Origin of the sequence: Bartonella sp. AP21QHHD, from assembly GCF_042196205.1 — a bacterium.
GTDB lineage: Bacteria > Pseudomonadota > Alphaproteobacteria > Rhizobiales > Rhizobiaceae > Bartonella.
Genome location: NZ_JBHIPT010000027.1, coordinates 72920 through 83141 on the forward strand (window position 1 = coordinate 72920; position 10222 = coordinate 83141).

Below are 10222 nucleotides of genomic sequence, written 5' to 3' on the forward strand. Positions count from 1 at the left end.
GCAGAACTTAAACAATTCTCCACAAAAGATCCCACAAAACAGATATTATTCTTCTTTAGGTCTCTATTCATATCAAAAAATTATCGAGCAATATCAGGAAGAATAACCTGGCCACCCACTTTTTCAATCTTAACACGAGCAGCTTGTGAAGCACCAGAAACATGAAAGGTAATCTTAGCCTTCAAATCACCATCAGAAAGAAGACGAACCCCATCTTTTTCACGACGAATAATACCAGCCTCTTTCAAAGAAACCATATCAACAGGCTTTTCAATATTCAACTTACCTGCATCAACTGCCAACTGAATACGTCCCAGTGAAACTTCATTGTAGGTTTTAGCAAAGAAATTCCTAAATCCACGTTTTGGCAAACGACGATAGATAGGCATTTGCCCACCTTCAAAACCATTAAGGGAAACACCAGAACGTGACTTTTGCCCTTTTACACCACGTCCACCAGTCTTACCCGTACCGGAACCAATACCACGCCCAACACGCTTACGATTTTTTGTTGCGCCTTCGCAATCACGCAGTTCATTGAGTTTCATATCTAATACTCCCGCAACCCTTAACCTTCATCTATAACGCGAACAAGATGCCGAACCCGAGCAATCATACCCCGCACACAAAGTGTATCATCTAAAACGCGCCGACGACGCATTTTATTTAGTCCAAGCCCCTTTAAGGTTGCACGCTGAATCTGTGAGTTTCGAATAGGGCTTCCAATTTGTTCCACCGTCACAGTTTTACCACTCTGAGATTTTTTCTGAACCATTTCCTAATTCCTTTTCTGATAATCTCAGAAACTACCCTTCTAGGTCGACTAAATGGCGACGACGCGCCTGCAAAGTCGAATACTTTATACCACGTTGAGCAGCAATATCTCTAGGATGCATTTGATGTTTCAATGCATCAAATGTTGCACGAACCATGTTATAAGGATTCGACGACCCTAGTGATTTTGCAACGACATCCTGCATACCAAGAGCTTCAAAAATAGCACGCATCGGTCCCCCAGCAATAATACCAGTACCAGCAGAAGCCGAACGTAGCAAAACACGCCCAGCTCCGTGACGACCTTCAAGATCATGATGCAATGTACGCCCAGACCGAAGCGGAACATAAATCATCCCACGTTTCGCAGATTCCGTTGCTTTACGAACGGCTTCTGGAACTTCACGGGCTTTACCATGTCCAAAACCCACACGCCCTTTTTGATCTCCAACGACAACAAGAGCAGCAAAACCAAAACGCCGACCACCCTTTACAACTTTAGCAACACGATTGATATGAACGAGCCTATCGACAAATTCATTATCGCGTTCTTCTCTCTCACCACGTTCTTTTTGTGCCATTCCTCATTCCTTTTTCTTTTCCGGAAGCACGATAACAAAGTCCCTCATCAAACTGGAAGAACTTAAACGAAATACTCTAAACTCTCCTTACTCATTCATAAATAAGAAATTTTAGAAATTCAAACCACCTTCACGAGCAGCTTCAGCTAAAGCTTTGACGCGACCATGGTACACATACGCTCCACGATCAAAAACCACCTCATTAACACCCGCTTTCTTCGCACGCTCAGCAATTAACTTACCAACAGCAAAGGCCGCCTTTTTATCAGCACCACTCTTTAACGATTTTTTCAAATCACTTTCAAGAGTAGAGGCTGAAACAAGTGTACATCCCCGCAAATCATCGATAACTTGAGCATAAATGTTCTGATTTGAACGATAAACACTAAGCCGAGGACGATCATGAGAAACCATTTTAATTCTACGACGAACACGCCTTGCACGACGTTGGATAATGTCCTTAGATGAAACCATAATACAAAATCCTTATTTCTTTTTACCTTCTTTACGGAAGATACGTTCATCTGCATGCTTAACACCTTTACCTTTATAAGGCTCAGGCCTACGATACTCACGAATCTCCGCTGCAACTTGTCCAACTTGCTGTTTATCAATTCCAGAAACAACAATTTCCGTTGGCTTAGGAACAGTCACAGTAACACCCGACGGAACTTTATAAACCACATCATGCGAAAAGCCCAGAGATAGTTGAACATCCTTACCCTGCAAAGCAGCACGATAACCAACCCCATTAATCTCCAACCTCTTTTCAAAACCATCTTTCACACCACAAAAAATGTTCTCAATCATTGAGCGCGACATACCCCATTTAGAACGCGCATCTTTTGACTGATCCCGCGGCATAACTGATATGATATTCTCCTCAAGTTTGACTAAGACTTCATCATTGACGACGTAACTCAGCTCACCTTTTGGACCTTTTGCCTTAACCAGCTGTCCTTCAACAGTAGCAGTAACTCCAGAAGGAATTGAAATGGGTTTCTTTCCAATACGAGACATTGTTCTAACCTACTTTTTCTTCCGTTTTCTTGACATAACTTAGAAAACACGACAAAGGAGTTCTCCACCAACATTCTGTTCACGCGCCTCATGATCTGCCATGACGCCTTTAGGAGTCGATAAAATCGAAATACCAAGGCCATTTGCCACCTGAGGAAGTGACTTAGCAGAAACATACACACGACGCCCTGGCTTTGATACACGTGAAATCTCACGAATAGCAGCCAGCCCTTCAAAATACTTCAATTCGATTTCAATTTCAGCTTTCCCATCACCTAAATCAATTCGATTATATCCGCGAATATAACCTTCCGACTGAAGAACATCAAGAACGTGCGCACGAAGCTTCGAAGCTGGAGTAACTACTTTACCTTTTTTACGACCAAGTGCATTACGAATACGTGTTAGCATATCACCAAGAGGATCTGACATAGACATTAAATAATCTCCTCTTACCAACTAGACTTTACAATACCAGGAATATAGCCAATAGAGCCAAGCTCACGCAACGCAATTCGCGACATTTTTAATTTACGATAATAAGCCCTCGGACGACCTGAAACCTCACAGCGATTACGAATACGAACTTTCGAAGAATTACGCGGCAACTCTGCCAACTGAACAGAAGCTTTAAAACGTTCTTCAAGAGAAACCTTCTGATCCATAACTATTGCTTTCAAACGTGCACGACGGGCAGCATAGCGCTTTACCATCACCTCACGACGCTTATTTTTTTCAACGGCACTTACTTTGGCCATAATTTCACCTCACTACGTTTGCCGTTACGAACGAAAAGGAAAATTAAAAGCACGCAATAACTCACGAGCTTCATCATCCGTTTTTGCTGTCGTACAAACGATAATATCCATACCCCAAATTTGATCAACTTTATCATAGTTGATTTCTGGAAACACAATGTGTTCTTTAATACCCATAGCAAAATTGCCACGACCATCAAAACTCTTTGGATTTAAACCACGAAAGTCACGAACCCGCGGAAGAGCAATCGTCACAAGACGATCTAAAAACTCAAACATACGATCTTTACGCAATGTAACTTTAGCCCCAAGAGGCATTCCTTCACGAACCTTAAAGGTCGCAATAGAATTACGCGCACGCGTAACAACAGCCTTCTGACCCGTTATTAGCCCTAAATCCTCAGCGGCAAGGGAAGGTTTCTTCGAATCAGCAGTTGCTTCACCTATCCCCATATTTATTACAACTTTATCAATCCGCGGAATTTGCATCACATTTCTGTAATTAAACTTCTCTTGAAGCACTTTACGAATCACTTCAAAATAATGCGCTTTCATACGCGGTATTTGTCTTTCCTCAGCCATTAATCAACTCTCCCGAACGCTTGGCAAAACGAACTTTATTACCATCTGCATTCATACGAAAGCCTACACGTGTAGGCTTACCATCTTTAGGATCAGCAATCGCCAAATTAGACAGATGAATCGGAGCTTCTTTAGAAATAATTCCAGCTTCTTGCTTCTGCGTTTGACGTTGATGACGTTTAATCATATTAATCCCACGAACAAAAGCCTTATTCTCTTTTGGACTAACCTTAATTACTTCACCACTACATCCTTTATCCTTACCGGACAAAACAACAACTTTATCACCTTTTCGAATCTTTTGCATAACATTTACTCCTTACAGAACTTCAGGAGCAAGCGAGATGATCTTCATATGATTCCTACCACGCAATTCACGGGGAACAGGTCCAAAGATACGAGTACCGATCGGCTCTTTTTTATTATCTACTAAAACCGCAGCATTACTATCAAAACGAATGACACTACCATCTGCGCGACGAATATCCTTAGCAGTACGAACCACAACAGCTTTCATAACATCACCTTTTTTAACACGGCCACGAGGAATTGCATCCTTAACCGAAACAACAATAATGTCACCGACCGAAGCATATTTCCGCTTTGAACCGCCTAACACTTTGATGCACATGACACGACGCGCTCCAGAATTATCAGCAACGTCAAGGTTTGTTTGCATCTGAATCATGACTGGCCACCTTCTCTTAACACATATACCCGATTGTATCTTTTACACACTCGGATTTGCCTGCCAAATAACGATAAAGTTATCGCCTTCAAATTTATCAATGATAACCACACTGTTAAATTCTAAAACAATAAGCTTAACTCATTACGCTACATTGTCTTTTACAACAATCCAACATTTATCTTTCGAAATTGGTCTAGATTCTTGAATAGAAACTTGATCCCCAATCTTGAATTGGTTGTTTTCGTCATGCGCTTTATAATTTTTAGACTGCCGAACAGTCTTCTTAAGAAGCGGATGAGAATAACGGCGTTCAACTTTGACAACAACAGTCTTATCACTTTTGTCGCTAATAACAACACCCTGCAAAACGCGTTTAGGCATCTCTTATTTCCTTAAACCTTACTTTCACTTATCTTTTGACGAAGAAAAGTTTTAATACGCGCAATATCACGACGAACTTGTCTAACGCGCGCAGTCTTTTCTAATTGACCTGTTGCTTTTTGAAAACGCAAATTAAATTGCTCTTTCTTTAACTTAGCCAATTCATCTTTCATTTGGTCGAGCGTTTGCGCCCGTAATTCTGTGGCTCTCATCGCTTAACCTCATTATTCAGCAATACGCTGGATGAAACGCGTTTTTATAGGCAACTTTGCAGCACCCAATCTTAGTGCTTCACGTGCAACATCCTCCGGAACTCCATCAAGCTCAAACATGACGCGCCCAGGAGCAACACGTGCAGCCCAATAATCAACACTTCCCTTACCTTTACCCATACGAACTTCAGTCGGTTTAGATGTAACCGGAAGATCTGGAAAAATGCGAATCCACACACGACCAGAACGCTTCATATAACGTGTAATCGCACGACGCGCCGCTTCAATTTGACGAGCAGTAACCCGCTCCGGCTCAACAGCCTTCAAACCGTAGGCACCGAAATTCAAATCCGTACCACCCTTCGCAAAACCGTGAATACGGCCTTTGAACTGTTTACGGAACTTTGTGCGCTTTGGCTGCAACATTGTTCTCTACTCCAAATTTTAGTTCAATCTCAAAAACTAAGCATTTTCGCGGCGACGATTCGATGAAGAACCAGATTGATCAGCTTCCGTAGCACGACGTTCTGAAGCCATCGGATCATGCTCAAGAATCTCACCCTTAAAGACCCAAACTTTAATACCACAAATACCATAAGCGGTCTTAGCTTCTGCTGTACCGTAATCAACATCAGAACGCAAGGTATGAAGTGGAACACGACCTTCACGATACCATTCCATACGAGCAATTTCAGCACCACCAAGACGGCCAGAACAATTGATACGAATACCTTCCGCACCAAGACGCATAGCAGACTGAACAGCACGCTTCATTGCACGACGAAAAGCAACACGACGCTCTAACTGTTGAGCAATTGATTGCGCAATAATTGTCGCATCAATCTCCGGTTTACGAATCTCCACAATATTCAATGAAGTTTCAGCATCCGTCATTTCTGAGAGTTTACGACGAAGCTTTTCGATATCAGCACCCTTTTTACCAATAATCAAACCAGGACGTGCAGAATGAATTGTAATACGACACTTTTTATGAGGACGCTCAATAACAACCTTAGAAATAGCCGCCTGTTTAAGTTCCTCAAGCACATATGAACGAATTTTCAAATCTTCATGAAGAAGGCGCCCATATTCACCACTATCAGCATACCAACGAGAGTCCCAAGTCCGATTAACACCAAGACGAAGTCCTATTGGATTGATCTTCTGCCCCATTACGCGGCCTCCACTTTTTCGGTAACTTCACGAACAATAACAGTAAGATGCGAAAATGGACGTTCAATTCTACTAGCACGCCCTCGACCACGAACATGAAAGCGCTTCATCACTATCGACTTACCAACATAAGCTTCCGCCACAACAAGCGAATCAATATCAAGATCGTGGTTATTTTCTGCATTTGCAATTGCTGATTCAAGCGTTTTTTTCACAGTAGCAGCAATTCGCTTGCGTGAAAACATCAAATCAGCGAGCGCTACATTAACTCTTTTACCACGAATCATTGCAGCAACTAAATTAAGCTTCTGCGGACTAACACGAATTGTCCGCGTGACAGCTCTTGCTTCATTATCTTTAAGCTGGCGCGAAACTTTAGCTTTTCCCATTCCTACTTCCTCTTCGCTTTCTTATCGGCACCATGACCATAATAAGTCCGGGTAGGAGCGAACTCACCAAACTTATGCCCAACCATCTCTTCAGAAACAGAAACAGGAATATGCTTATTACCGTTGTAAACACCAAAAGTTAAACCAACAAATTGCGGTAAAATAGTAGAGCGACGACTCCATATTTTTATAACTTCGTTGCGCCCACTTGCACGTACCTTCTCTGCTTTACCAAGAAGATAGCCGTCAACAAACGGACCTTTCCACACTGAACGAACCACCTCAGACTACCTTTCTCATTTCTTGCGTTGATGACGCGTACGCATAATAAATTTATCAGTGGCTTTATTGGAGCGCGTACGCTTACCTTTCGTAGGTTTACCCCAGGGAGAAACTGGATGGCGCCCCCCCGATGTACGACCTTCACCACCACCGTGTGGATGATCAACGGGGTTCATAGCAACACCACGAACATGTGGACGTTTACCACGCCAACGTGACCGCCCCGCCTTACCATCATTAATATTCCCATGATCAGGATTTGAAACAGCGCCAACAGTTGCAAAACAGCTACTCGGAACCAAACGCTGCTCACCAGAATTTAAACGAAGAATAGCCATACCATGATCTCGTCCAACCAACTGCGCATAAGCACCTGCTGAACGTGCAATCTGTCCGCCTTTCCCTGGCTTCATCTCAACATTATGAATAATTGTACCTACAGGCATATTAGCAAGAGGCATAGCATTACCTGGTTTAACATCCACATTTAAACCAGCCATAACAGAATCACCAACACCAAGACGCTGTGGTGCAAGAATATAACTCAATTGCCCATCCTCATAGCGGATTAAAGCAATAAAAGCGGTACGATTAGGATCGTATTCTAAACGCTCAACCTTTGCTGAAACATCACGTTTAAGACGCTTAAAGTCGACAAACCGATAACTACGTTTATGTCCACCACCCTGAAAACGAGCAGTAACACGACCGCGATTATTACGTCCACCCTTTGAAGACAAACCTTCAGTTAACATCTTTACAGGTTTTCCCTTATAAAGACAAGAACGTTCCACAATAACAAGCTGACGCTGCCCAGGTGTCGTTGGATTAAACTGCTTAAGTGCCATTATTCCTATCTCCGAGCCTCTTAAAGACCTGTCGAAACGTCGATAGTCTGACCACTGGCCAGAGTTACGATCGCTTTTTTGACATCACTCTGCCGACCAACTATACCTTTGAAACGCTTCACTTTACCCTTACGGACTATCGTGTTAACTGCTTTAACTTTTACGCTAAAAAGCGCTTCAATAGCAGCCTTAATCTCAGGCTTCGTCGCTTTCGGCGCGACATTAAAAGCAACTTGATTATATTCAGAAATCATAGTCGCCTTTTCAGTAATAACTGGACTAATAATTATATCATAATGGCGAAGATCTGTCATTTAAAACGCTCCTCAAGAGCCTCAACAGCTGCTTTTGATAAAACAAGTTTGCTGCGACGCAAAATATCATAAACATTAATTCCCTGAATAGGCAAAATGTCAATATTAGGGATATTAGAGGCTGCACGAAAAAAGTTAATATCAATCTCTTTACCACCAATCAAGAGAGCGTTATTAAATCCAAGCTTAGAAAAATGAGAAACAAGCATTTTCGTTTTAGCATCCTTAACAGTCAACTCATCCACAATAATTAAATCTTTTGCTTTTAATTTTGCAGATAAAGCAAGACGTAACCCAAGAGCACGAATCTTTTTAGGAAGATCATGCGCATGGCTACGAACCACCGGTCCATGTGCCTTACCCCCACCCCTAAACTGCGGTGCACGTGCAGATGAATGTCGAGCACGCCCAGTTCCTTTCTGTTTAAACATTTTTGCCCCTGTTCGCGACACATCAGAACGACCTTGGGATTGATGACTTCCCTGCTGACGACGTGCAAGCTGCCAACGAACAACACGTTGCAAAATATCCTCACGCGGAACAAGATCAAAAATAGCTTCAGAAACCTTTAATTTGCCAGCTTCATTACCATCAAGAGTTTTAATTACAAGATCCATTATTAGGCTCCCTCAACCTCAGAGGTTTCCGTCACCGGAGTAACCATTTCCGCTTTCTCCTTCACAAGACGGCGAATACCAGCAGGCTTTGGAGCATTATCAGGAAGACGCTTCTTCACAGCATCCCGTATCAAAATCCAAGAACCTTTAGAACCAGAAACAGCACCACGCACTAAAATTAAACCACGCTCACTATCAGTGGAAATAACTTCAATATTCTGTGTTGTTACACGCACTTGCCCCATATGGCCAGCCATTTTTTTACCTTTAAAAACTTTACCAGGATCTTGGCACTGCCCTGTAGAACCATGAGCACGATGTGTAATCGAATTACCATGAGAAGCACGATGTCCACCAAAGTTATGTCGTTTCATAACACCAGCAAACCCCTTACCAATACTGGTACCAGTCACATCAACTCTTTGTCCTGGAACAAAATGTTCCACTGTAATCTCAGTACCAACATCAAGAAGATTGTCGGGACTCACACGAAACTCTGCTATTTTGGCTTTAGGCTCAACAGAAGCCTTAGCAAAATGTCCACGAAGAGCTTGTGAAGTATTCTTAACCTTAGCAAAGCCTACACCTAATTGAACAGCAGTATAACCATTCTTTTCAACTGTACGCTGAGCAACGACTTGACAATTCTCCAAACGAAGTACCGTCACCGGCACATGCTCACCAGCATCATTATAAATACGGGTCATGCCCAGCTTCTGTGCTATTACACCTGAACGCATCGGGTCTGTTCCTTCTGTCCTCAAACCTCAGAGCTTAATTTCTACATCCACACCAGCAGAAAGATCGAGCTTCATAAGCGCATCCACTGTTTGCGGCGTTGGATCAACAATGTCAAGAAGACGCTTATGTGTTCGCATCTCAAACTGCTCACGACTTTTCTTATCGATATGCGGTCCACGATTGACCGTAAACTTCTCAATCCGCGTCGGAAGCGGAATGGGACCACGGACATTTGCACCGGTACGTTTAGCAGTCGATACGATCTCACGCGTCGACGTATCAAGAATTCTATGATCAAACGCTTTCAAGCGAATGCGAATATTCTGACTGTTCATGCTCTTTATTTCCCTGTTATACAAAGTGCCTTCAATAATCAAAGCACTCAACAAGCATTATTTATTCAATGATCTTAGAGACGATACCGGCACCAACAGTACGACCACCTTCACGAATAGCAAAACGAAGCTTCTCTTCCATCGCTATCGGAACGATCAACGAAACATCCATGGCAACATTGTCGCCTGGCATAACCATTTCCGTTCCTTCTGGAAGCGTAACAATACCTGTAACATCCGTCGTACGGAAGTAAAACTGAGGACGATAATTCGTGAAAAATGGTGTATGACGTCCACCTTCATCTTTTGTCAAAATGTAAGCTTCTGCTTTAAAACGTGTATGAGGTGTAACGGATCCTGGCTTCGCCAACACTTGACCACGCTCAATCCCTTCACGGTCAACACCACGAAGCAGAGCTCCTATATTATCACCCGCTTGCCCCTGATCTAAAAGCTTGCGGAACATTTCAACGCCTGTAACCGTCGTCTTAGACGTTGGACGAATACCGATAATCTCGATTTCC

22 protein-coding genes are annotated in these 10222 nt (G+C 42.7%); all 22 read right to left on the minus strand.

The window, feature by feature from the left end; all coding sequences use genetic code 11:
• Positions 1–80: 80 nt before the first annotated feature.
• Positions 81–548: a 50S ribosomal protein L15 gene (gene rplO, locus ACFIMC_RS02845; RefSeq protein WP_375613141.1), complete on the minus strand. Its 468-nt coding sequence runs from the start codon at positions 546–548 to the stop codon at positions 81–83.
• A gap of 20 nt (positions 549–568) precedes the next feature.
• Positions 569–775 (minus strand): 50S ribosomal protein L30, encoded by a 207-nt coding sequence (rpmD, locus tag ACFIMC_RS02850; protein WP_375611481.1) that lies wholly within the window; start codon positions 773–775, stop codon positions 569–571.
• 31 nt (positions 776–806) lie between these two features.
• A complete protein-coding gene (rpsE, locus tag ACFIMC_RS02855) occupies positions 807–1355 on the minus strand; it encodes a 30S ribosomal protein S5 (protein WP_015856574.1) in 549 nt (182 codons plus the stop codon).
• A 111-nt stretch (positions 1356–1466) separates the two neighbouring features.
• Positions 1467–1829, minus strand: a complete 363-nt coding sequence (gene rplR, locus ACFIMC_RS02860; RefSeq protein ID WP_273791414.1) for a 50S ribosomal protein L18 — start codon at positions 1827–1829, stop codon at positions 1467–1469.
• A 12-nt stretch (positions 1830–1841) separates the two neighbouring features.
• Positions 1842–2375, minus strand: coding sequence for a 50S ribosomal protein L6 (rplF, locus tag ACFIMC_RS02865; protein WP_273791413.1), 534 nt, complete (start codon positions 2373–2375; stop codon positions 1842–1844).
• 39 nt (positions 2376–2414) lie between these two features.
• Complete coding sequence (rpsH, locus tag ACFIMC_RS02870; RefSeq protein ID WP_375613142.1) at positions 2415–2813, minus strand: 30S ribosomal protein S8; 399 nt, start codon at positions 2811–2813, stop codon at positions 2415–2417.
• Between the two features lie 14 nt (positions 2814–2827).
• Complete coding sequence (rpsN, locus tag ACFIMC_RS02875) at positions 2828–3133, minus strand: 30S ribosomal protein S14 (RefSeq protein ID WP_273791412.1); 306 nt, start codon at positions 3131–3133, stop codon at positions 2828–2830.
• A gap of 24 nt (positions 3134–3157) precedes the next feature.
• Positions 3158–3715 (minus strand): 50S ribosomal protein L5, encoded by a 558-nt coding sequence (rplE, locus tag ACFIMC_RS02880; RefSeq protein ID WP_375613143.1) that lies wholly within the window; start codon positions 3713–3715, stop codon positions 3158–3160.
• Positions 3708–4022: a 50S ribosomal protein L24 gene (gene rplX / locus ACFIMC_RS02885; RefSeq protein ID WP_015856579.1), complete on the minus strand. Its 315-nt coding sequence runs from the start codon at positions 4020–4022 to the stop codon at positions 3708–3710. Before rplX ends, rplE begins: the two co-directional genes overlap by 8 nt.
• Before the next feature lie 12 nt (positions 4023–4034).
• Complete coding sequence (gene rplN / locus ACFIMC_RS02890) at positions 4035–4403, minus strand: 50S ribosomal protein L14 (RefSeq protein WP_004855715.1); 369 nt, start codon at positions 4401–4403, stop codon at positions 4035–4037.
• 144 nt (positions 4404–4547) lie between these two features.
• On the minus strand, positions 4548–4787 hold the full coding sequence (gene rpsQ / locus ACFIMC_RS02895) for a 30S ribosomal protein S17 (RefSeq protein ID WP_012231991.1): 240 nt from the start codon (positions 4785–4787) through the stop codon (positions 4548–4550).
• Positions 4788–4798: 11 nt separating this feature from the next.
• Positions 4799–4999 carry a 50S ribosomal protein L29 gene (gene rpmC, locus ACFIMC_RS02900; RefSeq protein WP_375606714.1) on the minus strand — a complete coding sequence of 67 codons (201 nt, stop codon included), beginning with the start codon at positions 4997–4999 and terminating at the stop codon, positions 4799–4801.
• Positions 5000–5011: 12 nt separating this feature from the next.
• Complete coding sequence (gene rplP, locus ACFIMC_RS02905; RefSeq protein ID WP_375611475.1) at positions 5012–5425, minus strand: 50S ribosomal protein L16; 414 nt, start codon at positions 5423–5425, stop codon at positions 5012–5014.
• A gap of 36 nt (positions 5426–5461) precedes the next feature.
• The gene (gene rpsC / locus ACFIMC_RS02910) at positions 5462–6172 is read right to left on the minus strand and encodes a 30S ribosomal protein S3 (protein ID WP_273791408.1); all 711 of its coding nucleotides are present in this window, start codon (positions 6170–6172) and stop codon (positions 5462–5464) included.
• Complete coding sequence (rplV, locus tag ACFIMC_RS02915) at positions 6172–6561, minus strand: 50S ribosomal protein L22 (protein ID WP_273791407.1); 390 nt, start codon at positions 6559–6561, stop codon at positions 6172–6174. Before rplV ends, rpsC begins: the two co-directional genes overlap by 1 nt.
• Before the next feature lie 2 nt (positions 6562–6563).
• Positions 6564–6842: a 30S ribosomal protein S19 gene (gene rpsS / locus ACFIMC_RS02920; RefSeq protein ID WP_004855734.1), complete on the minus strand. Its 279-nt coding sequence runs from the start codon at positions 6840–6842 to the stop codon at positions 6564–6566.
• Between the two features lie 15 nt (positions 6843–6857).
• Positions 6858–7691 carry a 50S ribosomal protein L2 gene (rplB, locus tag ACFIMC_RS02925; RefSeq protein ID WP_375611474.1) on the minus strand — a complete coding sequence of 278 codons (834 nt, stop codon included), beginning with the start codon at positions 7689–7691 and terminating at the stop codon, positions 6858–6860.
• A 20-nt stretch (positions 7692–7711) separates the two neighbouring features.
• Positions 7712–8005, minus strand: a complete 294-nt coding sequence (locus tag ACFIMC_RS02930) for a 50S ribosomal protein L23 (protein WP_273723987.1) — start codon at positions 8003–8005, stop codon at positions 7712–7714.
• Positions 8002–8622 (minus strand): 50S ribosomal protein L4, encoded by a 621-nt coding sequence (gene rplD / locus ACFIMC_RS02935; protein ID WP_273791405.1) that lies wholly within the window; start codon positions 8620–8622, stop codon positions 8002–8004. Before rplD ends, ACFIMC_RS02930 begins: the two co-directional genes overlap by 4 nt.
• A 2-nt stretch (positions 8623–8624) precedes the next feature.
• Entirely contained in the window at positions 8625–9362 is a 738-nt protein-coding gene (gene rplC, locus ACFIMC_RS02940; protein ID WP_273791404.1) for a 50S ribosomal protein L3, read from the minus strand.
• A 27-nt stretch (positions 9363–9389) separates the two neighbouring features.
• Positions 9390–9698: a 30S ribosomal protein S10 gene (gene rpsJ / locus ACFIMC_RS02945; protein ID WP_005773267.1), complete on the minus strand. Its 309-nt coding sequence runs from the start codon at positions 9696–9698 to the stop codon at positions 9390–9392.
• Between the two features lie 61 nt (positions 9699–9759).
• Positions 9760–10222 (minus strand): EF-Tu/IF-2/RF-3 family GTPase (locus ACFIMC_RS02950; protein WP_375680838.1); only part of this gene is annotated, 463 nt, incomplete at its 5' end.

What these genes read in the sequence shown, in the direction of transcription:
- rplO (WP_375613141.1), bottom strand. Translation starts at nt 548, where the DNA reads ATGAAACTCAATGAACTGCGTGATTGCGAAGGCGCAACAAAAAATCGT.
- rpmD (WP_375611481.1), bottom strand. Translation starts at nt 775, where the DNA reads ATGGTTCAGAAAAAATCTCAGAGTGGTAAAACTGTGACGGTGGAACAA.
- rpsE (WP_015856574.1), bottom strand. Translation starts at nt 1,355, where the DNA reads ATGGCACAAAAAGAACGTGGTGAGAGAGAAGAACGCGATAATGAATTT.
- rplR (WP_273791414.1), bottom strand. Translation starts at nt 1,829, where the DNA reads ATGGTTTCATCTAAGGACATTATCCAACGTCGTGCAAGGCGTGTTCGT.
- rplF (WP_273791413.1), bottom strand. Translation starts at nt 2,375, where the DNA reads ATGTCTCGTATTGGAAAGAAACCCATTTCAATTCCTTCTGGAGTTACT.
- rpsH (WP_375613142.1), bottom strand. Translation starts at nt 2,813, where the DNA reads ATGTCTATGTCAGATCCTCTTGGTGATATGCTAACACGTATTCGTAAT.
- rpsN (WP_273791412.1), bottom strand. Translation starts at nt 3,133, where the DNA reads ATGGCCAAAGTAAGTGCCGTTGAAAAAAATAAGCGTCGTGAGGTGATG.
- rplE (WP_375613143.1), bottom strand. Translation starts at nt 3,715, where the DNA reads ATGGCTGAGGAAAGACAAATACCGCGTATGAAAGCGCATTATTTTGAA.
- rplX (WP_015856579.1), bottom strand. Translation starts at nt 4,022, where the DNA reads ATGCAAAAGATTCGAAAAGGTGATAAAGTTGTTGTTTTGTCCGGTAAG.
- rplN (WP_004855715.1), bottom strand. Translation starts at nt 4,403, where the DNA reads ATGATTCAGATGCAAACAAACCTTGACGTTGCTGATAATTCTGGAGCG.
- rpsQ (WP_012231991.1), bottom strand. Translation starts at nt 4,787, where the DNA reads ATGCCTAAACGCGTTTTGCAGGGTGTTGTTATTAGCGACAAAAGTGAT.
- rpmC (WP_375606714.1), bottom strand. Translation starts at nt 4,999, where the DNA reads ATGAGAGCCACAGAATTACGGGCGCAAACGCTCGACCAAATGAAAGAT.
- rplP (WP_375611475.1), bottom strand. Translation starts at nt 5,425, where the DNA reads ATGTTGCAGCCAAAGCGCACAAAGTTCCGTAAACAGTTCAAAGGCCGT.
- rpsC (WP_273791408.1), bottom strand. Translation starts at nt 6,172, where the DNA reads ATGGGGCAGAAGATCAATCCAATAGGACTTCGTCTTGGTGTTAATCGG.
- rplV (WP_273791407.1), bottom strand. Translation starts at nt 6,561, where the DNA reads ATGGGAAAAGCTAAAGTTTCGCGCCAGCTTAAAGATAATGAAGCAAGA.
- rplB (WP_375611474.1), bottom strand. Translation starts at nt 7,691, where the DNA reads ATGGCACTTAAGCAGTTTAATCCAACGACACCTGGGCAGCGTCAGCTT.
- ACFIMC_RS02930 (WP_273723987.1), bottom strand. Translation starts at nt 8,005, where the DNA reads ATGACAGATCTTCGCCATTATGATATAATTATTAGTCCAGTTATTACT.
- rplD (WP_273791405.1), bottom strand. Translation starts at nt 8,622, where the DNA reads ATGGATCTTGTAATTAAAACTCTTGATGGTAATGAAGCTGGCAAATTA.
- rplC (WP_273791404.1), bottom strand. Translation starts at nt 9,362, where the DNA reads ATGCGTTCAGGTGTAATAGCACAGAAGCTGGGCATGACCCGTATTTAT.
- rpsJ (WP_005773267.1), bottom strand. Translation starts at nt 9,698, where the DNA reads ATGAACAGTCAGAATATTCGCATTCGCTTGAAAGCGTTTGATCATAGA.